This window comes from Lysobacter sp. DMC104 (assembly GCF_056313665.1).
In genome coordinates this window covers 59,661-83,950 of the sequence record NZ_JBQUZW010000009.1, presented here as the reverse complement: position 1 = coordinate 83,950, position 24,290 = coordinate 59,661, and the positions used below count along the sequence as shown (strand labels likewise).

General features: G+C 69.5%; 20 protein-coding genes and 1 tRNA gene. 11 read left to right on the top strand and 10 right to left on the bottom strand.

The window, feature by feature from the left end:
* Window positions 1-1,031: 1,031 nt before the first annotated feature.
* Window positions 1,032-2,171 carry a cytochrome P450 gene (locus ACT53R_RS12680; RefSeq protein WP_476172247.1) on the bottom strand — a complete coding sequence of 380 codons (1,140 nt, stop codon included), beginning with the start codon at window positions 2,169-2,171 and terminating at the stop codon, window positions 1,032-1,034.
* 356 nt (window positions 2,172-2,527) lie between these two features.
* Between ACT53R_RS12680 and ACT53R_RS12675 the strand changes: the two genes are divergently transcribed.
* Window positions 2,528-2,962: a helix-turn-helix domain-containing protein gene (locus ACT53R_RS12675; protein WP_476172246.1), complete on the top strand. Its 435-nt coding sequence runs from the start codon at window positions 2,528-2,530 to the stop codon at window positions 2,960-2,962.
* Window positions 2,963-3,244: 282 nt separating this feature from the next.
* Here the strand turns inward: ACT53R_RS12675 and ACT53R_RS12670 are convergent.
* The 3 genes from ACT53R_RS12670 to dtd all read right to left on the bottom strand — a co-directional run bounded on the left by ACT53R_RS12670 (window position 3,245) and on the right by dtd (window position 5,922).
* Window positions 3,245-3,320: transfer RNA gene (locus ACT53R_RS12670), tRNA-Ile, on the bottom strand.
* A 72-nt stretch (window positions 3,321-3,392) separates the two neighbouring features.
* Window positions 3,393-5,246, bottom strand: coding sequence for an RNA polymerase sigma factor RpoD (gene rpoD / locus ACT53R_RS12665; protein ID WP_476172245.1), 1,854 nt, complete (start codon window positions 5,244-5,246; stop codon window positions 3,393-3,395).
* Between the two features lie 235 nt (window positions 5,247-5,481).
* Window positions 5,482-5,922: a D-aminoacyl-tRNA deacylase gene (gene dtd, locus ACT53R_RS12660; RefSeq protein WP_476172244.1), complete on the bottom strand. Its 441-nt coding sequence runs from the start codon at window positions 5,920-5,922 to the stop codon at window positions 5,482-5,484.
* Between the two features lie 77 nt (window positions 5,923-5,999).
* Between dtd and ACT53R_RS12655 the strand changes: the two genes are divergently transcribed.
* The 3 genes from ACT53R_RS12655 to ACT53R_RS12645 are packed head-to-tail and all read left to right on the top strand — an operon-like array spanning window position 6,000 to window position 9,002.
* On the top strand, window positions 6,000-6,920 hold the full coding sequence (locus ACT53R_RS12655; protein WP_476172243.1) for a lauroyl acyltransferase: 921 nt from the start codon (window positions 6,000-6,002) through the stop codon (window positions 6,918-6,920).
* Window positions 6,917-7,489, top strand: a complete 573-nt coding sequence (locus ACT53R_RS12650) for a PH domain-containing protein (RefSeq protein ID WP_476172242.1) — start codon at window positions 6,917-6,919, stop codon at window positions 7,487-7,489. The genes ACT53R_RS12655 and ACT53R_RS12650 overlap by 4 nt, the downstream gene beginning before the upstream one ends.
* A complete protein-coding gene (locus tag ACT53R_RS12645; protein ID WP_476172241.1) occupies window positions 7,473-9,002 on the top strand; it encodes a PH domain-containing protein in 1,530 nt (509 codons plus the stop codon). Before ACT53R_RS12650 ends, ACT53R_RS12645 begins: the two co-directional genes overlap by 17 nt.
* Window positions 9,003-9,122: 120 nt before the next feature.
* Here the strand turns inward: ACT53R_RS12645 and ACT53R_RS12640 are convergent, their stop codons facing one another.
* Window positions 9,123-10,175 (bottom strand): CDP-glycerol glycerophosphotransferase family protein, encoded by a 1,053-nt coding sequence (locus ACT53R_RS12640; RefSeq protein ID WP_476172240.1) that lies wholly within the window; start codon window positions 10,173-10,175, stop codon window positions 9,123-9,125.
* Between the two features lie 25 nt (window positions 10,176-10,200).
* On the opposite strand from ACT53R_RS12640, the gene ACT53R_RS12635 reads away from it, so the two are divergent.
* From ACT53R_RS12635 to ACT53R_RS12610, 6 genes are all read left to right on the top strand, one after another.
* Complete coding sequence (locus ACT53R_RS12635; RefSeq protein WP_476172360.1) at window positions 10,201-10,962, top strand: glycosyltransferase family 2 protein; 762 nt, start codon at window positions 10,201-10,203, stop codon at window positions 10,960-10,962.
* Between the two features lie 213 nt (window positions 10,963-11,175).
* On the top strand, window positions 11,176-12,747 hold the full coding sequence (locus ACT53R_RS12630) for a protein adenylyltransferase SelO (RefSeq protein WP_476172239.1): 1,572 nt from the start codon (window positions 11,176-11,178) through the stop codon (window positions 12,745-12,747).
* A 155-nt stretch (window positions 12,748-12,902) separates the two neighbouring features.
* A complete protein-coding gene (locus ACT53R_RS12625; RefSeq protein ID WP_476172238.1) occupies window positions 12,903-13,868 on the top strand; it encodes a UDP-glucuronic acid decarboxylase family protein in 966 nt (321 codons plus the stop codon).
* Entirely contained in the window at window positions 13,865-14,794 is a 930-nt protein-coding gene (locus ACT53R_RS12620; protein ID WP_476172237.1) for a glycosyltransferase family 2 protein, read from the top strand. Before ACT53R_RS12625 ends, ACT53R_RS12620 begins: the two co-directional genes overlap by 4 nt.
* Entirely contained in the window at window positions 14,795-15,928 is a 1,134-nt protein-coding gene (locus ACT53R_RS12615) for a glycosyltransferase family 4 protein (protein WP_476172236.1), read from the top strand.
* 22 nt (window positions 15,929-15,950) lie between these two features.
* Window positions 15,951-17,846 (top strand): ATP-binding cassette domain-containing protein, encoded by a 1,896-nt coding sequence (locus ACT53R_RS12610; RefSeq protein ID WP_476172235.1) that lies wholly within the window; start codon window positions 15,951-15,953, stop codon window positions 17,844-17,846.
* Window positions 17,847-17,946: 100 nt separating this feature from the next.
* On the opposite strand, the gene ACT53R_RS12605 is transcribed toward ACT53R_RS12610, so the two are convergent.
* The 5 genes from ACT53R_RS12605 to def form a co-directional block, all read right to left on the bottom strand.
* Entirely contained in the window at window positions 17,947-19,653 is a 1,707-nt protein-coding gene (locus ACT53R_RS12605; RefSeq protein WP_476172234.1) for an ArnT family glycosyltransferase, read from the bottom strand.
* A gap of 166 nt (window positions 19,654-19,819) precedes the next feature.
* On the bottom strand, window positions 19,820-21,115 hold the full coding sequence (gene rsmB, locus ACT53R_RS12600; RefSeq protein WP_476172233.1) for a 16S rRNA (cytosine(967)-C(5))-methyltransferase RsmB: 1,296 nt from the start codon (window positions 21,113-21,115) through the stop codon (window positions 19,820-19,822).
* On the bottom strand, window positions 21,112-21,357 hold the full coding sequence (locus ACT53R_RS12595) for a hypothetical protein (RefSeq protein ID WP_476172232.1): 246 nt from the start codon (window positions 21,355-21,357) through the stop codon (window positions 21,112-21,114). Before ACT53R_RS12595 ends, rsmB begins: the two co-directional genes overlap by 4 nt.
* Complete coding sequence (gene fmt / locus ACT53R_RS12590; RefSeq protein WP_476172359.1) at window positions 21,354-22,280, bottom strand: methionyl-tRNA formyltransferase; 927 nt, start codon at window positions 22,278-22,280, stop codon at window positions 21,354-21,356. Before fmt ends, ACT53R_RS12595 begins: the two co-directional genes overlap by 4 nt.
* A gap of 171 nt (window positions 22,281-22,451) precedes the next feature.
* Entirely contained in the window at window positions 22,452-22,970 is a 519-nt protein-coding gene (gene def / locus ACT53R_RS12585; RefSeq protein ID WP_476172231.1) for a peptide deformylase, read from the bottom strand.
* Window positions 22,971-23,101: 131 nt separating this feature from the next.
* On the opposite strand from def, the gene ACT53R_RS12580 reads away from it, so the two are divergent.
* On the top strand, window positions 23,102-24,274 hold the full coding sequence (locus tag ACT53R_RS12580) for a LysM peptidoglycan-binding domain-containing protein (RefSeq protein WP_476172230.1): 1,173 nt from the start codon (window positions 23,102-23,104) through the stop codon (window positions 24,272-24,274).
* Window positions 24,275-24,290: the final 16 nt, after the last annotated feature.

Genomic DNA, 24,290 nt, shown 5'->3' with positions numbered 1-24,290 from the left:
GGTCCGTCGTCCGTCATCGCGATCAGACGTTGTGGTACATCACCCAGCGCCACATGCCGCAGCCGCCGATGCCGCGAACGCCGAGGGCGGCCTTCATCGCGCAGATAGCCTTCTTCATTTCGCTCTCCTTCTCGTATGGATTGCAGTGATCGATCGCATTCGGACGGACCGGGGTTCGCCCGGCATCCGCCTGTCAGCCGATCAGATGGTGTGGTACAGCACCCAGCGCCACATGTTGCAGCCGAAGCCGGCACCGCGGACGCCGAGGGCGGCCTTCATCGCACAGAGGGTCTTCTTCATGTCGCTCTCCTTGAACGGGAATGCAGGGACATCTTCAGCGCTGGCGCGGAACGTATCCGGCCTGTACCGGAATGCGGTTCCCGCACCGTGGTCGCATCAGATGTTGTGGTAGTACACCCAGCGCCAGGCACCGATCTGGCAGCCACCGATGCCACGGATGCCGAGGGCGGCCTTCATCGCGCAGAGGGTCTTCTTCATGTCGATCTCCTTGAATGGGAATGCAGGTGTGCCTTCAACGCCGACGCCGCGACGGAATCCATCGCGGCGTCGTGATCGCATCAGATGTTGTGGTACAGCACCCAGCGCCAGCCGGAGCACCAGCCGATGCCGCGGACGCCCATGGCGGCCTTCATCGCACAGATAGCCTTCTTCATCTCACTCTCCTTGTTGGTCGGAATCGCGGTGGGATCACCGCATGTGTCCCGCCGGCGACGGCGGACCCGGGCCCGCTTCCGCCGACGGAATGCCTCGTCGACACCCGGCATGCGCCGGGGTTCGATCAGATGTTGTGGTAGCGCAGCCAGTGGTAGAGCGCCTTGGTGCCGGTGCGGATGCCCATGGCCGCCTTCATCGCGCAGATCGCCTTCTTCATGGTCTTGCTCCTTCGTGGGTCGTGTGGTCGGGGTTCAACGCTTGGTGCCAGGGCGGGCGACGAAGAAGGTCGTCCGCCGTGGTGCTGCAGGCGGCTGCGCGTCGTCGCCTCGCCGGCGCGATCGCGTGCGCAGCGCGCTTCAACCGGTGCGGCGGCGCGTCAGCCGGAACGGCGGCGGCGCCATCGCCGCGGCGATGGTCGGCTTCGTGTCGTGCGGCGTGACCTCGAGCGCATGGCCTTCGTCGATCGCGGCGTAGAGCGCGCTGACGATTTGCTGCGACAGGTCTGCGGCCACGCAGCGATGCGGGCCGTGGCCGAACGGAATGAACGCGGGGTTGTGCCAGGCCTCGGGATCGCCCCAGCGTTCGGGCCGGAACTCGGTGGCGTCCGGCCAGTAATCCGGATGCCGGTGGACGAGGTACGGGCACACCACCACTTCGTCCGTCGTGGTCACGTCGGTTCCTGCGACTGCGTGCGGCTTCGCCGGCTGGCGGCCGAGCTGCCACGCGACCGGCCACAGCCGCAGTGCCTCGCGCACCATCCATTCGGCCGGCACGTCGCGTCGCGCATGCGTGCCGGCGAGGTAGAGCGACCACGCCAGCACGAAGCCCATCGAACCGGCGACCGCGAACAGGAACGACAGGTAGATCTCGGACAGCTCGTCGAGTCGCTGTCCGGGCTCGGCCGCACCGGCGACGACGTCGAGCAGGTCGTGCGGTTCGATGCGGCCCATGCGCTGCCGCGCTTCGATCGCGTTCGACAGCTGGAACGTCGTCTGGAACTGCAGCAGCATGCGTCGCCATCGTGGCTGCCGTGCCCGCGCGCCCGCGAGCACCGCGCGCTCGACGATGCGGTCGAGCAGCGCATGCAGTTTCGGCGGGCTTTCCGGTGCCAGCAGCAGCGGCGAGAGATAGCCGTAGACCAGTCGGTTGCCCGCGTCCGGCCATTCGCTGGCCTCCGGCAGGCGTTCCGAGATCGATGCGCGCAGCGCGTGCGGATCCTGCTTCTGCAGGAAATCGCGCACCAGCGCGCGCGCTTCGCGGCGCACCTTCAGCTGCGCGGTGCGCGGCCCGAAGTCGCCGTAGCGGCTGTGGAAGAAATCGGAGTGTTCGTGATAGCGGCCGTCGGCGTTGCGCAGGACGTTGCGCGCGGCGATCGGATCGCCCAGCGCGTACTCGGCGGCGCCGGTGCGCACGACCCCGCCGCCGAGCGGGAAGTGTTCGTCCAGGAATCGCAGGGGGTCCTGGGTGAAGCGGTCCGAGAGGTCGTCTTCGAGCATCGTCCTGTCCTTCCGTGGCACCGCGGGCATCGCGTCGTCGCGCGATCCGCGCCTCGTTGCGTGGCGACGGCAGACGGGATTCCCGAGCCTTGTCCATCGCCTGTGGCGGCGGTCGACGATCCTGGTGCGGCGTGGCTTCCGCTGCTTCGATCGGTGTCCCCGATCGGTCGCCCCGCGCCTCGCATCGACTGCGGGTCAACCATAACCAAGTGGCGACGTTCCGGTTTCGTGCTCCACGATAGTTCCACTGACGCAGGCAACAGGGGGTGGCCGAACGCAACGGACGGGGGCGGCTTTGTCAGTGAAAGGAGACAAGACGACGTCAGCAATCCTCGACATGACAAAGTGGATGACATATGCCAAATCGATCACTGCAGAAACAGATCGCCCTGCGTATCCGCAGCGCACGGCAGGCCGCACGCCTCACCCAGTCGGAACTGGCCGCTGCCCTCAACCTCAGTCGCAGCGCCGTCGCGCAATGGGAAAGCGCCTCGGGATCTGCACCGTCCACCGCGAGCTTCGCTCGCCTTGCCGCGACGTTGGGATGCACGTTCGAGTGGCTGGCCACCGGGCAGGGGCCGCGGTCGCCCTCGCGTCGCAGCGGCGACGCCCGCGAGGAAGACCCATCGCCCGCGGTGCTCTACCGCCACTTCGCGCACAACGACGAAGAGGAGCAACTGATCGAAGCCTTTCGTGCGCTCGACGAATTCGACCGTGCCGCGGTGGTGGTGCTCACCGAAACCCTGTCCGCGCGCCCGCAACGCGCACGTCGCGTGCGCCTGCCGCCGTAGTGGCGCGCCACGGCTTCGTGCCCGTCGCGTGCGCTTCGATGGCTCGGCCGTGGGTGCGCGCGGCGGCAGGACTCCGCGTTCGGCTACGGCGCGCGCTGCTTGGTATCGGTCGGCATGCGGGCAAGTCGCGAGTGAGCAAGCTCGGATGCGAGTGCATCCTTACTCACGGCCTTGCTCGCTTTCCGTCGGGATGCAGCAGGACGGGCATGGACGGCAGGGGACAAGACCCCCCGGGATAACCGGGGTCTGGTGTGCCTCTTGGGGCGTCGCCGGATGTCCGTGTGGTGGGCCCACCAGGATTCGAACCTGGAACCAAGGGATTATGAGTCCCCTGCTCTGACCGTTGAGCTATAGGCCCGTGTCGCCCGCATTCTACGAAAAAGCCCGCCTTGCGGCGGGCTCTTCGTCGGATCGGGAACCGCTCCGGACCTCAGTCGATGTCGAGGAACGAGCGCAGCTGCTCCGAGCGGCTCGGGTGGCGCAGCTTGCGCAGGGCCTTGGCTTCGATCTGGCGGATGCGTTCGCGGGTGACGTCGAACTGCTTGCCGACCTCCTCCAGCGTGTGGTCCGTGTTCATGTCGATGCCGAAGCGCATGCGCAGCACCTTGGCCTCGCGCGGGGTGAGGCCGGCCAGCACGTCGCGCACGGTTTCCTGCAGGTTGATGTTGGTGGTGTTCTCGATCGGGGACTCGACGTTGGTGTCCTCGATGAAGTCGCCGAGGTGGCTGTCCTCGTCGTCACCGATCGGGGTTTCCATCGAGATCGGTTCCTTGGCGATCTTCAGGACCTTCCGGATCTTGTCCTCCGGCATGTCCATTTCCTTCGCCAGCTCTTCTGGCGTCGCCTCGCGGCCGTACTGCTGCAGCATCTGGCGGCTGATGCGGTTGAGCTTGTTGATCGTCTCGATCATGTGCACCGGGATGCGGATGGTGCGCGCCTGGTCGGCGATCGAGCGGGTGATCGCCTGGCGGATCCACCAGGTCGCGTAGGTCGAGAACTTGTAGCCGCGGCGGTATTCGAACTTGTCGACCGCCTTCATCAGGCCGATGTTGCCTTCCTGGATCAGGTCGAGGAACTGCAGGCCGCGGTTGGTGTACTTCTTGGCAATCGAGATCACGAGGCGCAGGTTGGCCTCGACCATTTCCTTCTTCGCCTTGCGCGCCTTGGCCTCGCCGTAGGCCATCGCGCGACTGATTTCCTTGATGTCGGCGAGATCGAGGAACAGCGCCTGCTCGATGGCGATGGTCGCTTCCTGCTCGGCGATGATCTGGTCCTTCACCTCGCGCAGGCCCGACGACCACTTCTGCTTGCGCTTGAGCATCTCGTCGACCCAGCCCAGGTTGGTCTGGTTGCCTTCCCACGCGCGGATGAAGTCCTTGCGCGGCATGCGGGCGATGCGGGTGGACAGGTCGAGGATGCGGCGCTCGTGTTCCTTGATCTGGCCCAGCACTTCGCGCAGCTTCCGCACCAGCGTGTCGGTGAGGGGCAGCGGCAGCTTGAGGGTCATGAACTGGTCGGCCATCTCCTGGCGCAGCGCGGCCGCGGCCTTGTTGCCGGCGCCCTGCTTGGCGTAGCTCTTCTGGAACTTCGCGTAGCTCGCGGCCAGCAGCTCCATGCGGCGCGCGACCTCGGCCGGATCGGGGCCGGTCGGCCCGCTGTCGTCGCCACCGCCCACGTCGTCGTCTTCATCCGCGTCGTCGGCGATCGCCGCGTCATCGGCGATCTCGGCCACCGGGATCTCCTCGGCGGGTTCCTCGACGTCGTTGAAGCCGGCGACGATGTCGGCCAGGCGCTTCTTGCCGGCCTTGTGCAGTTCGTACTCTTCCAGCAGCAGCTGCACCGACCACGGGAAGCTGGCCAGCGCCGACATCATCTGGGTCAGGCCTTCCTCGATGCGCTTGGCGATGGCGATCTCGCCCTCGCGGGTCAGCAGCTCGACCGTGCCCATCTCGCGCATGTACATGCGCACCGGGTCGGTGGTGCGGCCGCCTTCGCCGTCCAGCGCGGTCAGGGTGGCGGCGGCTTCCTCGGCCGCGGTGTCGTCGACCTCGCGGCCGCCGGTGTTGCCGTCGGCGAGCAGGAGGGTATCGACATCGGGCGCGACCTCGTGCACCTCGATGCCCATGCCGTTGATCATGCCGATGATGTCTTCGATCTGCTCCGGATCGACGAGATCGTCGGGAAGGTGATCGTTGACCTCGGCATAGGTCAGATAGCCCTGCTCCAGGCCCTTGCTGATCAGCTGCTTGATGTCGGACTGGGGAGCCGGACGTTCGTTGGCCATGGGGACGCCACCGTTGGAAAAAGTGAACCCGTAATTATAACCGCCCCGGAGCGGAACCGGGGCGGCGCGCCGGACGGGAGGCGGCGCGCGGGCGAAAGCGTCGGGGCAGGGCAGGCGCGGGGAGGGCGGGTGCCGGGCCGGCGGGGACGTCGATGCGGATCAGAGGCGTCCGGCGGGCGATGTGGTGCGCCGGTGCCCGGCATTCAAGCCGTCGGGGCGACCAGCGGCGGCATGTTCAGGCGCGGAGCAGGAACGTGACCGGCCCGTCGTTGACGAGCGACACCTGCATGTCGGCGCCGAATCGGCCGGTTTCGACGTCTTTTGCGTGCTGTTGACGACAATAGGCCACCAGTTCGGCGAAGGTCTTCTCGGCTTCCGCAGGCGGGGCGGCGGTGCTGAAGCTGGGACGCAGGCCGGAGCGGGTGTCGGCGGCGAGGGTGAACTGGCTGACCAGCAGCAGCCCGCCGCCGGTGTCGGCCAGCGAGAGGTTCATCTTGCCGGCGGGGTCGGAGAACACCCGGTAGCGCAGCAGGCGGTCGCCGAGCTTCGCCACCTGGGCCGCGCCGTCGCCGGGTTCGACGCCGACCAGCGCGAGCAGGCCGGGTCCGATCGCGCCCACCGTCTCGCCGGCCACGGTCACCCGGGCTTCGGTCACGCGCTGGATCAGGGCGAGCATGGGCGGCTCCGGGCGGGCTGGCGGCGGGCGGGCGAGGATTACCGGGAACGCCGGGCGCTGCAAGTAGACTTCCCGGGATGACTGCCGCGTTCGCCCGATTCCTGTACCTGATCGCCGCCGCCCTCGCGCGCCTGCCCTGGGCCTGGCTGCGCCGGCTGGCCGATGCCATCGCCGCGCTGTGGCGGCGGATCGGCGCCCGCGAGAGCCGGGTGGCGGCGCGCAATCTCGAGCTGGCCTACCCGCAGCTGCCCGCCGGCGAGCGTGACGTCCTGCAGCGGGCGATCCTGCGCACCACCGCCCGACAGGCGCTGGAGACGCTGCGGCTGTGGACCCGGCCGCATGCCGACAACCTGCGGTTGATCCGCGAGACCGAAGGCGTCGACCTGTTCGACGCCGCGATCGCGTCCGGGCGCGGGGTGATCGTCGCGGCGCCGCATTACGGCAACTGGGAGCTGCTGAACCAGTGGCTGGCCGCGCATACGCCGCTGGCGATCCTGTACCGGCCGCCGGAGTCGGCGCTGGGCGAGGCCTTCCTGCGGATCGTGCGCGCCGACGACGACGGCCGGGTGGAACAGGTCCGCGCCGAGGCGGCCGGCATCCGCCAGCTGTTCAAGCGCCTGCGCGGCGGCGGCGTGGTCGGCATCCTGCCGGACCAGCAGCCCAAGAGCGGCGACGGCGAGTTCGCGCCGTTCTTCGGCCGCCCGGCCTACACCATGACCCTGCTGCCGCGGCTGGCCGAGCGCAGCGGCGCGACGGTGCTGTTCGCCTACTGCGAGCGCATCGGCGACCTCGCCTTCGCGCTGCGGATCGAGCCGGCGCCACCGGAGATCGCCTCCGCGGACACGCTGGTCGCCACCGCGGCGCTGAACGCGGCCGTCGAGCGGATTGCCGCGCGCGATCCGGCCCAGTATCAATGGACCTACAAGCGCTACACGCTGCACCCGTCGATGAACCCGTTCCACAATCCCTACCGCGACCTGCAGGAACGCCGCGCATGACCGAACCGCTGGCCACCATGGACGAGATGGCGGCGCCCGCCGCGCCGGAGCCCCGCACGCCCGCCTGGGACGGACCCGCGGGCTGGCAGCGGCTGCCGTCCCGCGCATTCGGGGTGTTCGTGGTCGCTTCGCTGGTGTCCTCGCTGGTGCCCGGCGCGATCCTCAGCCTGATCCTGCGCCGGCTGTTCATCCACTACCACCACGGCCAGTACGTGTGGACGGCGATCGCGGTCGGCTGGGTGCTGATTGGGCTCGGCGCGCTGTGGATCGCGTTCCGACGCTACCGCTACACCTCCTGGCGGCTGGACACCGACGGCTTCGCGGTGCGGCGCGGCCGGCTGTGGCTGTGGGAGACGCAGGTGCCGACCTCGCGCGTGCAGCACCTCGATATCAAGCGCGGGCCGCTGGAACGCATGCGGAAGCTGGCGTCGCTGGTGCTGCACACCGCGGGCACGCGGCTGGGCGGCGTGCATGTGTCCGGACTGGACGAGACCGTCGCCGAACGCCTGCGCGAGCACTTCAGCCGCGAGATCGAACGCCAGGCGAGCGACGATGACGATCGCGCCTGAGGCCGTGGCCGCGCCGGCGCCTTCGCCCACCGCACAGCCGGAGCGGCGGCTGCATCCGCTGTCGTGGCTGTTCGTGCTGCTGGCGCACCTGAAGCAGTTCATCTTCCCGATCCTGGTGCTGCTGTTCTTCGGCCGCGGTGATCGCAACGACCTGTGGTCGGTGGTGGTGATCTGCGTGCTGGCGACGCTGGCGATCTGGCGCTACTACACCTACCGGTTCCGCATCGGCCACGACAGCCTGCAGATCCGCAGCGGCATGCTGGAACGCAGCCTCCGCGAGATCCCGTTCGCGCGGATCCAGAACGTCGCCCTGCACCAGACGCTGCTGCACCGGATCTTCGGCGTGGCCGAGGTGCGGCTGGAGTCGGCCGGCGGCATCAAGCCCGAGGCCGAGATGCGCGTGCTGGCGCTCTCCGACGCGCTGGCGCTGGAGGCGCTGGTGCGCCGGCGCCGCGGCGAGACCGTCGCCGAGGCGCACGCGGCCACGCCGTCGGGCGACGTGCTGTACGCGCTGACGCTGGCCGACATCGTGCGCCTGGGCCTGATCTCCAACCGCGGGATGATCGTGGTCGGCGGTGCGTTCGCCGCGCTCGCCCAGTTCAGCCCGGACCTGATCTCCGACCTGCTGGAGAAGTGGGGGCGGGCGATGTTCGGCGTGTTCGAGGGCTTCTTCTCGGGCTTCGGCCACGGCCACGTGGCCAGCGCGGCACTGGTGCTGATCGTCGGCTTCGTGCTGGTGCTGCGGCTGTTCTCGATCGGCATCGCGCTGCTGAACTACGCCGGCTTCCGGCTGGAGGAACACGGCCGTCGCCTCACCCTGGAGCGCGGCCTGCTCACGCGCCTGCGCACCAGCACGCCGCGCCGGCGCATCCAGTCCTGGATCCTGCACGAAGGCATGCTGCACCGCTGGTTCGGCCGGCGCACGCTGGAAGTCAGCACCGCGGTGCTGGAGAACGGATCGCGCCACCACCATCCGCGCTCGCTGCGCGAATTGGCGCCGGTGGCCACGCCCGAGCGCTGTGACGCCCTGATCCGACACCTCGCCCCGCAATTGCATTGGCCGCCGTCCGAATGGCAGCCGCTGCACCGGCTGGCGTTCTGGCGGCTGTTCCTGCCGCAGCTGCTGCTGGCCTGCGTGATCGGCGCGGTCGCGTGGTGGCGCCTCGGCAAGCTGGGCCTGATCTTCGTCGCGCTGTGGGTGCCGTGGATCGCCTACATCGCCTGGCAGAACGCGCGACACGCCGGCTACGCGGCGGACGATCGCCTCGTTGCCGTGCGCGGCGGCTGGTGGACCCGCGAATGGCGCTTCGCCGAGATCGGCAAGCTGCAGGCGATCCGCTGGGGCCAGACGCCGGTCGATCGCATGCTCGGCATGGCCCGGCTGCTGCTGGATACTGCCGGCGGCAACGCGATGGAGAAGCCGTTGCAGCTGCGCTTCCTGCCCGAAGCCGATGCCCGCGTGCTGTTCGAACGCCTGAGCCGCGCGCAGGCGCGGAAGTCGTTGCGGTGGTGAGTGTGTCGATCTTCCCTGTGGGAGCGGCGTGAGCCGCGACTGCTTTTTCTGACGCTTGCCGCAGCCCGTCGCGGCTCACGCCGCTCCCACAAAAGCACAGCCTTCCGGCATCGTGTTCGCTCAGCCCAGGCCCCAATACCCCAGCTTCGAGCGGATCTGGAGCGCGCGGAAACGCCCGCCCAGCGGTTTGCCGTGCAGGCGGCCGAGGCGGCCTGCGATCAGGTCCTCGGTCGCCGCGATGACGCGTTCGGACGACTGCCCGTCGCGATACGGATGGATGGCATCGGCGTAGGCCACGATCGCCGCCTGCAGCTCCGGCGTCGGCGCGAATGCGTGGTCGAGCATCGCCGGCAGCCGCAGCGGGTCGTCGAAATCCAGCATGTGCGGCTTCGGCGCGCGGTTGCGCAGGGTGACGACGGGCTTGTGCTGGACCACGAACTCCGAAACCACCGACGTGGTGTCGGCCACCAGCACGTCGGCGGCGCGCTGCGCGGCCATCAGCTGCTCGGTCTCGACGAAGGCGGCGTTCGCGCCGGCGAGGCCGCGGTAGCGGTCGAACAATTCCGGTGAGCACTTCGGATGCAGGGTCAGCAGCCAGTAGCGCTCGCCGCGCGCAACCTCGGCGGCGATCGCGTCGAACAGGTGTGGCGCCGCGCTCAGGCGCTCGGTGAAGGTCGAGGCGAACAGCACGGTCGGACGACCGCCCGATGGCGCGCGGAGTGCGGCCGAGGCGCCGTGGTCGTCGCGGAACAGCGGATCGAGCTTCGGCCAGCCGGTCTCGACCACCGCGAAATGTGGATGCCGCGCGGCGATCTCGCGGAACGGACTGGTGGTCGCCGGGCCCTGCGTGCAGTAGAGGTCGAACAGGCCGCGCACGCGGAAATGGCCGCGGGCGGCGTCGCGCTTCTCGACGTTGAAGCCGTGGAAGAGCTGCACCTTCGGCCCGGTCAGGAAGGTTGGCACCCAGTTCGCCGCGCTGAACACCGCCCGCGGTCGCAGCGCCACCGCCTCGCGCAGGCTTATCATGCGGACTGGGTCCGGCAGGCGCGCGCCGGCGGCGCCGTCCGCGAACCAGGCGTGCACGCCGTGGCCCGCCGCCTGCAGCGCATCGGCCAGCGGCTGCAGGATCGGCAGCGCATACCGCTCGGTCGCGAACAACAGGTATTCCGCCATCGCCAGTTCCCCGCCCTCGTCGCCGATCCCGATCTCCGGCGTGATTATCGCCTTCAACGAGGCCGACCGCATCGGCGACTGCCTGGCGTCGCTGGCGTTCTGCGACGACATCGTGGTGGTCGACTCCGGTTCGACCGACGGCACCCGGGCGCTGTGCGAGGCCGCGGGCGCGCGGGTGTTCGACCGCGCCTTCACCGGCTTCCGCAGCCAGAAGCAGTTCGCCATCGAGCAGGCCGCGCATGATTGGGTGCTGTGCCTCGACGCCGACGAGCGCGTGAGCCCCGAGCTGAAGGCCGCGATCCTGGCCGAACGCGACCGCGGCTTCGCCGGTGCCGCGGGCTACCGGTTCGCGCGGCTCAGCGAATACTTCGGCCGTTTCCTGCGTCGCGGCAACGCCTATCCGGATCGCGTGCTGCGGCTGTTCGACCGTCGCCGCGGCGGCTGGCGTGGCAATCGCGAGATCCACGAGGCCGCGAGCGTCGACGGCGCCGTGAAGACGCTGCCGGGCGACCTCATCCACTATCCGTACCGTTCGCTGATGCAGCAGTTGCAGAAGACCGAACGCTACGCGCGGATGATGGCCGAACACGAATTCGCCCGCGGCAAGCGCGCGTCGCTCGGCAAACTGATCCTGTCGCCGGCGTGGCGGTTCTGGCGCGGCTACGTGTTCCGGCTCGGCTTCCTCGAAGGCTGGCACGGCCTGGTCTACGCCTACGTCCGCGCCAACTACGTGCGCCAGAAGACGATCATGCTGTGGATGCTGGAGCGCGGGCAGAAGGTGGAGTGAGCGATGCGTTGCGCGATGCGCACCGCATCGACGTTCGCCGCCGCTTTCCCGCCACGCTCGCGCGACAACATGCCGTCATACTCGCGCATGCGAGGACCCACACATGATCGCCGCTGACGCCTGGGTCCTCGCATGCGCGAGGATGACGGGCTGTTTCGAGCGCAGCCGATTCCGCATCCGATGATGCTCGCGCTTTCAGAACGGACACTCCGCATGCTCGACACCCTGACCTTCGACAACCTGGTTTTCGACAACCGCCTGCTCGCCGAACTCCCCGGCGACCCCGAATCCGGCCCGCGCCGGCGCGAGGTCCGTGGCGCGGTATGGTCGCGGGTCGCGCCGACGCCGGTCGCGGCGCCGCGCACGCTCGCGGTGTCGCGCGAGATGGCGGAAGTGCTGGGCTTCAGCGAGGCCGACACCGCGTCGGAGACGTTCGCGCAGGTCTTCGCCGGCAACGCGCGACTGCCCGGCATGGATCCGTTCGCGACGAACTATGGCGGCCACCAGTTCGGCAACTGGGCCGGGCAGTTGGGCGACGGTCGCGCGATCAGCCTCGGCGAAACGGTGAAAGCGGACGGCACGCGGCTCGAACTCCAGCTCAAGGGCGCCGGGCCCACGCCGTACGCGCGCTTCGCCGATGGCCGCGCGGTCCTGCGCTCGTCGATCCGCGAATTCCTGTGCAGCGAGGCCATGCACCACCTCGGCGTGCCGACGACGCGCGCGCTGTCGCTGATCGCCACCGGTGAGGACGTGGTCCGCGACATGTTCTACGACGGCCATCCGAAACCCGAACCGGGCGCGGTCGTCTGTCGCATCGCACCGTCGTTCCTGCGCTTCGGCCATTTCGAGCTGCCGGCCTCGCGCGGCGAGACCGACCTGCTGCGCGTGCTCGCCGATTTCACGATCCGCCGCGATTTTCCGCACCTGCACGGCGAAGGCGAAACGCTGTACGGCGACTGGTTCGCCGAGATCTGCACGCGCACCGCGCGGCTGGCCGCCGAATGGATGCGCGTGGGGTTCGTGCATGGCGTGCTCAACACCGACAACATGTCGATCCTTGGCCTCACCATCGACTACGGCCCGTACGGCTGGATCGACGCCTACGATCCCGACTGGACGCCCAACACCACCGACGCCGGCGGCCGCCGCTACCGCTTCGGCTGGCAACCGGCGATCGCGCGCTGGAACCTCATGCGCCTCGCGCAGGCGCTGTCGCCGCTGTTCGGCGATGCCGCGCCGCTGACGGCCGGCATCGACGCGTTCGGCGCTGCGTACACCGCGGCTGATCGCGACAACATCGCACGCAAGCTCGGCCTGGCCGAATGTCGTGACGACGACGTCGCGCTGGTCCGCGACCTGCATGCACTGATGCAGGCGGCCGAGATCGACATGACCCTGTGGTTCCGCGGCCTGATCGATCTGGTCGGCGAAGATCCCGCGCCGCTCGAAGTCGCGTTCTACGATCCGGCGAAGCGCGGCGCGCACGATACGGACCTGCGCGCGTGGCTCGCGCGCTACGCCGCGCGCGTGGCCGACGATCCGCTGTCGCCGGAGGCGCGCCGCGAACGCATGCGCCTGGCCAATCCGCAGGTGGTGCTGCGCAACTGGCTGGCGCAGCAGGCCATCGATCGTGCCGAGGCCGGCGACGCTTCGGCCATCGACGAACTGCTGGAGGCGATGCGCCGGCCGTACGACGATCGCCCGGAACGCGAGCCATTCGCGGCGAAGCGACCGGACTGGGCGCGGGACCGTCCCGGCTGCGGCGCGTTGTCCTGCAGCTCCTGAACCGCAGCCGTAGCGCGACCGCGGTCGCGGTCTCGATCGCATCCCGGCCCGTGCCGAGGCTGGTCAGCGCGGGGGGCGATCGCCGAAAATGGCCGCCTCCCCCCACCCCGCGCCGCCGCCCCCGCGCCGGCGCACCAGCTGGATACCCTCCTGCGATGGCTCGCATCCTCGTGACCGGCGGCGCCGGTTTCCTCGGCTCGCACCTGTGCGACCGCCTGCTCGACGAAGGCCACGACGTGCTCTGCGTCGACAACTTCTTCACCGGCAGCAAGCGCAACATCGCGCATCGCATCGGCCATCCGTACTTCGAGCTGATCCGCCACGACGTGACCTTCCCGCTGTACGTCGAGGTCGACCGCATCTACAACCTGGCCTGTCCCGCGTCGCCGGTGCACTACCAGCACGATCCGGTGCAGACGACGAAGACCAGCGTGCACGGCGCGATCAACATGCTCGGCCTCGCCAAGCGGCTGCGCGCGCGCATCCTGCAGGCGTCGACCAGCGAGGTCTACGGCGATCCGGAAGTGCATCCGCAGCCGGAAGGCTACTGGGGCCGGGTCAATCCGATCGGCATCCGCAGTTGCTACGACGAAGGCAAGCGCTGCGCCGAGACGCTGTTCTTCGACTACCACCGCCAGCATGACCTCGACATCAAGGTCGTGCGCATCTTCAACACCTACGGCCCGCGCATGCATCCCAACGACGGGCGCGTGGTCAGCAACTTCATCGTGCAGGCGTTGCGCGGCGAGGACATCACGATCTACGGCGACGGCCTGCAGACGCGCAGTTTCTGCTACGTCGACGACCTGATCGAGGGCTTCGAGCGGATGATGGCGACACCGGCCGGCTTCACCGGCCCGATCAACATCGGCAATCCCGGCGAATTCACCATGATCGAACTCGCCGAGAAGGTGCTGTCGCTGGTCGGTGGCCGCTCGAAGCTGGTGTTCCGGCCGCTGCCGTCGGACGATCCGAAACAGCGCCAGCCCGACATCGCGCTGGCGAAGTCCGAATTGGGCTGGGAACCGAAGGTCGCGCTGGAAGACGGCCTGAAGGAAACCATCGCCTACTTCCGCAAGCTGCTGGCCGAGACCGACATCGGCGAAGGTCGCTCGGCATGAGCGCCGTTGCGCCCACCACCTTTGCCGTCGTCGTCACCTGCTACAACTACCGCGACTTCGTGGTCGAGGCGGTCGACAGCGCGCTGGCGCAGACGCGCGCGCCGAAGCACGTCGTCGTCGTAGACGATGGCTCGAAGGACGGCTCGCAGGACCTGCTGCGCGAACGCTACGGCGACGATCCGCGCGTGACCCTGCTGATGTGCGAGAACGGCGGCCAGCTGGTCGCGTTCCAGCGCGGCCTCGCCGCGACCGATGCCGACGTGGTCTGCTTCCTCGACGCCGACGACCGCTGGGAGCCGGCGCACCTGGAGAAGCTCGCCGCGGTGTACGACGCGCGCAGGGACGTCGATTTCATCTTCAACGACATCGTGCTGTTCGGCAACGAATCGCGCAGGATCGCCTTCGCCGATCGCGCGATGGACCTCGGCTACACCGCGGTCGCGACCTTCGAGCTGGTGCACTGGTACGGTGCGCCGACGTCGGCGATCTCGCTGCGCCGGGCCATGGCGCAGCGCTGCCTCGACCTGCCGCCGGAGATGACGAAGACCTGGCGCCTGTCCGCCGACAATTGCCTCGTCTACGGCGCCAGCCTGTTCGCCGGGCGCAAGTACTTCCTGCCCACCGGCACCGTCGGCTACCGCATCCACGGCAAGAACGGCTGGTGGTCGAACCGCGGCCACGTCGAGCGCTACCTCAACCGCCTGCGTTCGCGCGGACTGGTGAACGAATACGCGCGCATGGCCGGCGTGTCGCCGGAATCGGTCGAGCTGGTGAAGTTCGAGTTCAAGACCAAGCCATCGCCGGACTGGTCCGAGATCCGTCGCTACGCCGGCCTCGCGATGCGCACCCGCGGCTCGTGGTTCAAGCGTGTCGAGCGCGCGCTGAGCATCCTCGCGTACGCGCTGAAGCCCGCGCGCAACGGCTGATTGCGCGCCGCCGCCATGAAGCTGCTGCTCACCAATTTCCACGACGGCGACGGCGGCGGCCACACCACCTACCTGATGGCGCTGGCCCGCGGCCTCGCGGTGCGCCACGAGGTGCATCTGGCGGTGCCGGCGAGCAGCCGCCTGCATCGCGAGGCGTCGCGGCTCGACGGCGTGCACGTGCACGCGCAGCCGTATCCGAACGGTCTCGGCAAGCTGCTGCAGGCGCAGCGCGCGAAGCGCCGCCTGCGCGCCCTGCTGCGGCTGCATCGGTTCGACGTGGTCCATGTCAACGGATCCGCCGACCATCGGCTCGTGCTCGCCGCGCTGCGTGGTCTGCCGCAGCGGCCGAAGCTGGTGCTGACCAAGCACAACTCCAAGTCGATGCAGGGCTTCACCCATCGCCTGCGCGCGGCGAAGACCGACCTCGCGATCGGCGTCAGCGACGCTACGCTGCGCCAGCTCCAGACCTCGCCCTACGCGCGCTGCGCACCGCGCAGCATCCGCAACGGCGTTGACATCGCGCACTACGCGCCGTGGCCGGTGGATCGCTGCGCCGAAGCGAAGCGTGCGTGGTGCGGCGACGACGCGCTGCTGCTCGGCAGCAACGCCGGCACCGCGCTGCACAAGGGCTGGATGGATCTGGTCGAGGCGCTGGCGACATTGCCCGACGCGCAGCGCGCGCGCATCCATGTCGTGCTGTGCGGCAAGCCGCCCGCGGACGAACAGCTGCAGCGCATCGCCGCGCTCGGGCTGGCGTCGCAGGTGCATTTCGCCGGGCTGCTGTCCGACGTGCGCCCGGCCGTCGCGGCGTTCGATGCGGGCTTCGTGCTGTCCTACGCGGTCGAGACCATTTCCTTCGCCTGCCGCGAAATGATGGCGATGGCCAAACCGGTGCTGGTCAGCGACTACGCCGGCCTGCCCGAGAACATCGACGCCGGCATCGACGGCTGGGTCGTGCCCGTGCGCGACCGCGACGCCATCGCCCGCGCGCTCGCAGGCTTGCTCGACGCCCGCGACCGCCTGCCCGTGATGGGCGCCGCCGCGCGCGCGAAGGCCGAACGCGCGTTTGGCCTGCACACCTTCGTCGAAGCCACCGAGGCGGCGTACGTGTCGTTGCTGGCGGCGCGGGCCTAGGCCGCCGCGCTACACTGTCGTCATGCCTCTGCTCACTCTCAATGACGTCGATTTCGGCGTCGGCGGTCCGCTGCTGCTCGACGGCGTGGACCTGGCCATCGAACCCGGCGAACGCATCGCCCTGATCGGCCGCAACGGCGCCGGCAAGTCGACGCTGCTGCGCCTGCTCGCCGGCGAACTTAAGCCCGACGACGGCGACATCCGCGCCGAGACCGGCGTGCGCGTGGCGCGTCTGGAGCAGGAAGTGCCGCGCGATGCCGTCGGTACCGTTTTCGACGTCGTCGCCGCGGGCCTGGGCGCACTCGGTGCGCTGCTCGCGGACTACCACCACCTGATCCACGCCGACGTCATCGACACCGAGGCGCTGGCCACGGTGCAGTCGAAGATCGAGGACGCCGGCGGCTGGTCGGTCGACCAGCGCGTCACCGAGACGCTGGCGCGGCTGCAGCTCGACGGCGATGCCGATTTCGGACGGCTTTCCGGCGGCATGAAGCGCCGCGTGCTGCTGGCGCGCGCGCTGGTGTCGGCGCCGGACCTGCTGCTGCTGGACGAACCGACCAACCACCTCGACATCGCCGCGATCGACTGGCTCGAAGGCTTCCTCAAGGCGTGGTCGGGCGCGCTGATGTTCGTCACCCACGATCGCCGCTTCCTGCGGTCGCTGGCGACGCGGATCGTCGAGATCGACCGCGGCCAGCTCACCAGCTGGCCCGGCGACTGGGCCAACTACCTGCGCCGCCGCGAGGAACGCCTCAACGCCGAGGCACAGGAGAACGCGCGCTTCGACAAGCTGCTGGCACAGGAGGAAGTGTGGATCCGGCAGGGCATCAAGGCCCGCCGCACCCGCGACGAAGGCCGCGTGCGCCGGTTGAAGGCGATGCGCGAGGAGCGCGCGTCGCGCCGCGACCTCACCGGCAACGTGCGCATGGAAGCGGCGCAAGCGACGGCCTCGGGCAAGAAGGTGATCGAGGCGAAGGACGTGACGTTCGCGTTCGGCGAGCGCGTGCTGGTGAAGGACTTCTCGACCACGATCCTGCGCGGCGACCGCATCGGTCTGATCGGCGACAACGGCAGCGGCAAGACCACGTTGCTCAAGCTGCTGCTCGGCGATCTGCAGCCGCAGGCCGGCGAGATCAAGGTCGGCACGCAGTTGCAGGTCGCGTACTTCGATCAGTATCGCGCCACGTTGCGCGAGGACTGGAACGCGATCGAGAACGTCGCCGAGGGCAAGGATTCGGTGACGATCAACGGCCGCTCGAAGCATGCGATCGGCTACCTGCAGGACTTCCTGTTCTCGCCGGAACGCGCGCGCGCGCCGATCACCCGCCTGTCCGGCGGCGAGCGCAACCGCCTGCTGCTGGCGAAGCTGTTCGCGCAGCCGTCGAACCTGCTGGTGATGGACGAACCGACCAACGACCTCGACGTCGAGACGCTGGAACTGCTGGAAGAACTGCTCGGCGAGTACGAAGGCACGCTGCTGCTGGTCAGCCACGATCGCGACTTCCTCGACAGCGTCGTCACTTCGACACTCGTGATGGAAGGCGACGGTCGCGTCGGCGAATACGTCGGTGGCTACAGCGATTGGCTGCGGCAGCGGCCGGCGCCGGTCGATGCGGCGTCGAAAGCGGCCGCCAGGACCGCGGAGCCCGCGCGTGCGGCCGTACCCGCGCCGTCGCCTGCTTCCGCCGCCGCGCCGGCGAAGCGCAAGCTCAGCTACAAGGACCAGCGCGAGCTGGACGAACTGCCGGCGCGCATCGAAGCGCTCGAAACCAAGATCGCCGAACTGACCGAGGCGATGAACGATCCGGCGTTCTTCCAGCGCGACCATGCCGCCGTCACCGCGCACAACGCGGAGCTGGCGGCCACGCAGGCCGCACTGGAACAGGCATACGCGCGGTGGGAAGCGCTCGACGGCTGAGCGTCCCCCGCGCGTTGGTAGAGCGGCCTTCAGGCCGCTGCGGTCTTGGGTGAAATCAGGAGCAGCAGCCTGAAGGCCGCTCTACCGTGCCACGTGAAACTCACTCGTCCTGCCCGTCCGCCTGGTTCTGCGTCTCGATGCCGTGCGGCGTGCACGCCACATCGGCGGCAGCGGCAGGCACCAGCCACCAGCGGCGGCGGTTCGACACGCCGGCGAATTCGGCCTTCGCCTTGTCGACGCACTGCGACAGCGCGGGCTCCTGCACCAGCAGCCAGCGTTTCTGCGGCGCTTCGGCCTGCCAGCGCATGCCGCGCGCGAGCTGTTCGGGCCAGATCGTCTGGAAGCCGAACGTCGCCGCGGGGCGGTCGGCCATCAGCAGGTTCTGTTCCTTCCACGCGACGAGGCCGAGTTCGGCGTCGGGGCCGATGCGCTTTCCGACGTGCGCCATCAGGCCGACCGCGGAACTCGACGGATTGAGCAGCGGGTACGCGATCAGCCCGTACAGCACCCAGATGCCGCACAGCGCCCACGCCAGGCCTTTCTCGCCGCCGCGCACGCGATGCCAGCCGACGCTCGCCAGCGCCCACGCGCCCATCGCCATCAGCATGAGGTACAGCGCGCGGCCGCCGTCGACGAAGCCGCGATCGGACATCAGCTTCGCCTCGAACTTCGGTTCGCCGAACCACATCCACAGGCCGGCGACGAGCAGCAGCGTGCCCAGCACCGCGGCGAAACCCGTGGCGACGCGCTTCGCCGCCGCGCGGCGCAGGATGCCCGGCAGCAGCGGCGCCAGCGCGAGGCACATCATCGGCAGTGCCGGCATGATGTAGACGTCGCGCTTCCCGTGCGGGATCGAGAAGAACAGGATGATCAGCGCCCACCACGCCAGCGGCAGCAGGTAGCGCGCGTCGCGGCGACGCAGGCGGCGACGCCACGCGGGCACGGCCCAGAACAGCGCGAGCACGGTCGGCAGCCACGCGGTCGCCATCACCTCGAAGTGGTACCACGGCGGCTGCGGGTGGTCCCACGACTTCGCGTAGCGCCCGGCGGTCTGCCGGAACAGGATGTCGTTGAGATAGGCGCGGTATTCGGGTTCGGCGTGATGCAGCGCCGCGGTCACCATCGGCACCAGCCACAGCGACGCCGCGAACGCGAACGCCAGCGGCCCGATCCAGAAGCGCCAATTGCGCGCATGCACGCGCACGTCCGGCCAGCCGCGCAGCGACGCGATCGCTGCCGGCAGGATCATCAGCAGCGCGAGGCCGCCGACGCCCTTGGTGATCGTGCCCAGCCCGGCGGCGAACCAGCCCAGTGTCCACATCCGCCAGTCGGGCCCGCGCAGCAGGTGGCGCAGCAGGCCGTAGTTGGCGAGCGTGATCCAGAAGCACACCAGCGGATCGATCTGCGCCTTCTTGCTCTGGTACGCGAACTGCAGCGTGAACAGCAGCGCCCACGCCGCGTACAGGCCCACGCGCCGCGTCCACAGCCGGCGACCGAGGTCGTACACGCACCACAGCGTGCCCAGCGCCGCCAGCAGCGACGGCAGCAGGAACGCGACGCGCCAGTCGCGCACCAGCGTGTAGAACACCGCCTCGAACCACATCAGCATCGGCGGCTTGTCGGAGTACAGCTCGGTGCCGCGGCGCGGGAACAGCCAGTCGCCGCTCTCGACCATGTGCTTGGCGACGAGGGTGAAGCGCGGTTCGTCGGAGGGCCACGGGTCGCGCAGGCCGAGTCCCGTGCCGAGCAGCAGCAGGGCGACGACGGCGAGCAGCCAGAATTCACGGGAGGCGCGGGTCTTCAGCATCCGCGCATGATACCGGGTCGGTTCGCGTGGGCTCGTGCACGATGGCGCTGCCGTCCAGAAGGTCTTCCTTGTGGGAGCGACGTGAGTCGCGACGAACGGCCGAGGGCGTCGGATCGCCGTCGCGACTCACGTCGCTCCCACAGGAACCGTCGCTCCGGACCGTGGATCAGCCCCGCTTGCGCAGCTTCGCGTAGAAGAAGCCGTCCATGCCGTCCTCGCCCGGCAGGCGCTGGCGGCCGGCGCCGGCGACGTGGCCGAAGCGGGCGTCGAGCGGTTCGGCGACGGCGTCCGGCGTGCGCGACAGGAAGGCGTCGACCTGTACCGCGTTCTCGCGGGCCAGCAGCGAACAGGTCGCGTAGACCAGCGTCCCGCCCGGCGCCAGCGTCGGCCAGAGCGCGTCGAGCAGCGCCATCTGGGTCGCGACCAGCGCATCGAGATCGGACTCGCGCCGATGCAGCAGGATGTCCGGCTGCCGGCGCACGATGCCGGTGGCGGAGCAGGGCGCATCGATCAGCACGGCGTCGAAAGGCGTCCCGTCCCACCAGTCGGGCGGGTAGGTGGCGTCGGCGGCCTTCAGGTCCACCGTGGCGCCCGGCGCGACCCGCGCCAGCGTCTCGCTGGTGCGGCGCAGCCGGCGGGCGTCGATGTCGAGCGCCGTGATCCGCAGCGACGGGTCGCGTTCGAGCAGGTGCGCGGCCTTGCCGCCGGGCGCGGCGCAGGCGTCGAGCACGCGGGCGCCCGGCGCCGGTGCGAGGGCGTCGGCCACGGCCTGCGCCGAGGCGTCCTGCACCGACACCGCGCCGTCCGCGAAGCCCGGCAGCTCGGCCACCGCGCGCGAGGCGTCCAGGCGCAGGGCGTCGGGCAGTGCGTCATGGGCGACCGCGTCGATGCCGGCCTCGCGCAATTGTTCGAGATAGGCGTCGCGGGTGCCGAGGCGACGGTTCACCCGCAGCCACAGCGGCGCCGGCGCGGCGCAGGCGGCGAGGATCGCGTCGGCGTCGTCGGGCCAATCGCGGCGCAGTTCCGCCAGCAGCCACGCCGGCCACGCCTGCGCCGGATCGGCGGCGGGCAGGCCTTCGCGCTGGGCGCGGCGGAGCAGGGCGTTGACCATCCCGGCCTGGTGCGTGCGGCCCAGCGCGCGGGCGGCTTCGACCGTCGCGTCGAGCGCGGCGTGCGCCGGCAACTGCAGCGCGTCGAGCTGGGCGAAGCCGACGTACAGCAGCGCCTTCAGTGGATCGTCGCGACGGGCGAGCGGCTTCGCGACCCAGGCATCGAGCGTGGCGGCGTAGCGCGCGCGTTCGCGCAGCGCCGCGAAGCAGATCGCCTCGACCAGCGCACGGTCGCGGGGATCGTCCAGCGCCGGCAGCGCCTTCGCGAACTCCGCCTTCAGCGAACGGCCGCGATGCAGCACCGCGTCGAGGACGCGCGCGGCGGCGAGGCGGGGGGCGGTGCCGGTGGTCATCGGGTGTCCTTCGCGATCAGTTCGAGCGCTTCGGCGTGAAAAGTCGCCAACCACAGCGTACGGCCATGTCCGTCCACGCACTCGCACTCGAAGCCGTCGGGATGCCCGGGCGCACGCAGCACCTCCACCACGGCAGCGACATCGCCGATGCGGGGCGTGCGTGCGTCGTCGGCGACGCGACGCGAGTGCGCGCCCTCGACGGACAGCACGCGCACGACATCGAACGCGCGGAGCATGCTCATGCCGATGCCGCCACGAGATCCCGCCGCGCATTCAGATAATCGGCGGCGGTGATCGCCTTGCCGCCTTCGCGCTGCAGCACACGGATGCGGAGCGCACCCTGGCCGCAGGCGATGTCGATGCCGTCGCGCGCGGCTGCGAGCACGGTGCCCGGCGCGCGATCGTGCGCGACGTCGAGCGCGATCGCGCCGTGGATGCGCACGCGTTCGCCGGCGAGGGTCGCCTCGGCGATCGGCCACGGGTTGAACGCGCGCACCTTGTTCGCCAGCGCGGCCGCGGGCTGCGTCCAGTCGAGCTTCGCCTCGTGCTTGTCGAGCTTGTGTGCGTAGGTCACGCCTTCTTCGGGCTGGGGCCGTGCGACCGGCAGGATGCCCGCGCGCAGCAGGCCGAGGCCGTCGGCCAGCACCTGCGCGCCGAGTTCGGACAGGCGGTCGTGCAACTGGCCGCCGGTGTCGTCCGGCCCGATCGCGACCTGCTGCGACAGCAGCACCGGGCCGGTGTCCAGGCCCTTCTCCATGCGCATCAGGCAGACGCCGCTTTCGGTGTCGCCCGCCTCGATCGCGCGCTGGATCGGCGCCGCGCCGCGCCAGCGCGGCAGCAGCGAGGCGTGGACGTTCCAGCAGCCGTGGGTCGGGATGTCGAGGATCTTCTGCGGCAGGATCAGGCCGTAGGCGACCACGATCATCAGGTCCGGCTTCAGCGCCCGCAGCGCATCGCGCGCGACCTGCGTCTTCAGCGTCTCCGGCTGCAGCACTTCGATCCCGCGCTGCAGGGCTTCCAGCTTCACCAGCGAAGCCGCGAGCGCGCGCCCGCGGCCGGCGGGCCGGTCGGGCTGGGTGTAGACCGCCACTACTTCATTCTGCCGCGCCGCGGCGCGCAGACAGGGGACGGCGAAGGCCGGCGTGCCGGCGAAGACGATTCTCAGGGACATGGAGTACCAAGCGGGCACCGGTGGTCGGTGCGATGGAACGCGATCGCCGTCTTCGACTCGCGGCAACCCGGTAGAGCGGGCTTCAGCCCGCTGTCGATGCTTCTGTGGAACTGCAGCGGGCTGAAGCCCGCTCTACCAACACGAACGGGGTGACGCGCCTCACACTCACGCCGCCGACTTGGCCCGCCGTGCCTTCTCCAGCTTCTTGCGGACCATCTCGCGCTTCAGCGGCGAGAGGTAGTCGACGAACAGCTTGCCGTCGAGGTGGTCCATCTCGTGCTGGACGCAGATCGCCAGCAGGCCGTCGGTCTCCAGCTCGAACGGCTGGCCGTCGCGGCCGATGGCCTTCACGGTGATGACGTTGGCGCGGGTGACGTCGGCGAAGATGCCGGGCACCGACAGGCAGCCTTCCTGGTAGACCTGGTGGCCGTCGGCGACCGCGATCTCCGGATTGATGAAGACCAGCGGCTGGTTCTTTTCCTCGCTGACGTCGATGACCATGAAGCGGCGGTGGTCGTCCACCTGGCTGGCGGCCAGGCCGATGCCGGGGGCCGCGTACATGGTCTCGAACATGTCGTCGAGCCGGGCCTGGAACTCGGCGGAGGCGATTTCGGCGGCCTCGACCGGCCTTGCCTTGGTCCGGAGCCGGGGGTCGGGGAATTCGAGAATTGAGAGGGACGTCATGTTTGCGTCGATGGGGGCGGGCCAAAGGCCCATTCCGGGGCATTGTACCCGCTTCCGACTTGCCAACGGCCGGGATTTGTGGGCTATAGTGCGGCCGTTGTGTTGGGGAAAATCCCAAGGGGAGCAAGTAGATGGCCAGCATCCTTAAGCGCTTTTCTCACCGTGTGAAGGTGGCAGGCGCGATTGCCCTTCTGACCGTGGGCACCTATGCGGTGGCCCAGGAGGAGTTCCGTGGCGACCACCCCGACACCTATGTGGTGAAGCGCGGCGACACGCTGTGGGACATCGCGGGGCGCTTCCTGAAGCGGCCGTGGCTGTGGCCGGAGATCTGGCAGGCCAACCCGCAGATCAAGAATCCGCACCTGATCTACCCCGGCGACATCATCAGTCTGGCCTATCTCGACCGCGTCTCGGTCCTGCCTGGTCCGCGCAATGACGGCGGCGGCCCCATCAACGCCATCCCGCTGTCCGAGATCGAGGCCTACCTGCGCGACCTGCGGGTGGTCGACGAGTTCAAGACGCTGCCGTACGTGGTCGGCATGGAAGAGGACATCGCCCGGAGCGTGCAGGGCCATCTGGTCTACGCCCGCAACCTCGATTCCGCCCAGCTCGGCCAGCGTTATGCCATCGTCCGCCCGACCCAGCGCTACATGCGCATCGGCAAGCGCGAGTGCTGCGACAAGCTGACCCGCAACCATTACGACTTCCGTGGCGGTCTGGTCCCGGGCTTCGGCACCGGCTGGAGCGACACCGCCGGTGCCGACATCGGCCACGAGTTCCTCGGCAACGAACTGCTGCGCGTCAACGCCGGCACGGTCGTGAAGCTGCGCGAGGGCAACGTCGAGGTCACCACGCTGAAGCTGGACGACCAGAACGTGGAAGTGCGCGTCGGCGACCGCCTGATCCCGGTCGACGCCCAGCCGTACGACCTGCAGTTCTTCCCGCACGCGCCGAAGCAGCCGCTGGACGAGAACAAGGCCCGCGTGCTGGCGGTGGCGAACTCGCTGACCAGCGGCGGCCCGCGCGACGTGGTCGCGCTGTCGGTCGGTGCGCAGGACGGCATCGACAACGGCACCGTGCTGTCGATCTGGCGCCAGGGTTCCAATGAGGTCGACCGCGTCGAGGTCGGCTACTGGCGCGGCGAGGAATCGGTGCCGAAGGGTTCCCGCGTGCAGTTGCCGGACGAATACGCCGGCCACGTCATGATCTTCCGCACCTTCGACAAGGTCAGCTACGGCCTGGTGATGCAGAGCACCAAGCCCAGCCGCGTCGGCTACCGCCTGAAGGGTCCGGACGCGAAGTAACGCGGTTCGGCATGCC

Excerpts from the sequence above, each read along its gene's own strand:
- ACT53R_RS12680 (WP_476172247.1), bottom strand. The coding sequence starts at position 2,171 with ATGCTCGAAGACGACCTCTCGGACCGCTTCACCCAGGACCCCCTGCGA.
- ACT53R_RS12675 (WP_476172246.1), top strand. The coding sequence starts at position 2,528 with ATGCCAAATCGATCACTGCAGAAACAGATCGCCCTGCGTATCCGCAGC.
- rpoD (WP_476172245.1), bottom strand. The coding sequence starts at position 5,246 with ATGGCCAACGAACGTCCGGCTCCCCAGTCCGACATCAAGCAGCTGATC.
- dtd (WP_476172244.1), bottom strand. The coding sequence starts at position 5,922 with ATGCTCGCCCTGATCCAGCGCGTGACCGAAGCCCGGGTGACCGTGGCC.
- ACT53R_RS12655 (WP_476172243.1), top strand. The coding sequence starts at position 6,000 with ATGACTGCCGCGTTCGCCCGATTCCTGTACCTGATCGCCGCCGCCCTC.
- ACT53R_RS12650 (WP_476172242.1), top strand. The coding sequence starts at position 6,917 with ATGACCGAACCGCTGGCCACCATGGACGAGATGGCGGCGCCCGCCGCG.
- ACT53R_RS12645 (WP_476172241.1), top strand. The coding sequence starts at position 7,473 with ATGACGATCGCGCCTGAGGCCGTGGCCGCGCCGGCGCCTTCGCCCACC.
- ACT53R_RS12640 (WP_476172240.1), bottom strand. The coding sequence starts at position 10,175 with ATGGCGGAATACCTGTTGTTCGCGACCGAGCGGTATGCGCTGCCGATC.
- ACT53R_RS12630 (WP_476172239.1), top strand. The coding sequence starts at position 11,176 with ATGCTCGACACCCTGACCTTCGACAACCTGGTTTTCGACAACCGCCTG.
- ACT53R_RS12625 (WP_476172238.1), top strand. The coding sequence starts at position 12,903 with ATGGCTCGCATCCTCGTGACCGGCGGCGCCGGTTTCCTCGGCTCGCAC.
- ACT53R_RS12620 (WP_476172237.1), top strand. The coding sequence starts at position 13,865 with ATGAGCGCCGTTGCGCCCACCACCTTTGCCGTCGTCGTCACCTGCTAC.
- ACT53R_RS12610 (WP_476172235.1), top strand. The coding sequence starts at position 15,951 with ATGCCTCTGCTCACTCTCAATGACGTCGATTTCGGCGTCGGCGGTCCG.
- ACT53R_RS12605 (WP_476172234.1), bottom strand. The coding sequence starts at position 19,653 with ATGCTGAAGACCCGCGCCTCCCGTGAATTCTGGCTGCTCGCCGTCGTC.
- rsmB (WP_476172233.1), bottom strand. The coding sequence starts at position 21,115 with ATGACCACCGGCACCGCCCCCCGCCTCGCCGCCGCGCGCGTCCTCGAC.
- ACT53R_RS12595 (WP_476172232.1), bottom strand. The coding sequence starts at position 21,357 with ATGAGCATGCTCCGCGCGTTCGATGTCGTGCGCGTGCTGTCCGTCGAG.
- def (WP_476172231.1), bottom strand. The coding sequence starts at position 22,970 with ATGACGTCCCTCTCAATTCTCGAATTCCCCGACCCCCGGCTCCGGACC.
- ACT53R_RS12580 (WP_476172230.1), top strand. The coding sequence starts at position 23,102 with ATGGCCAGCATCCTTAAGCGCTTTTCTCACCGTGTGAAGGTGGCAGGC.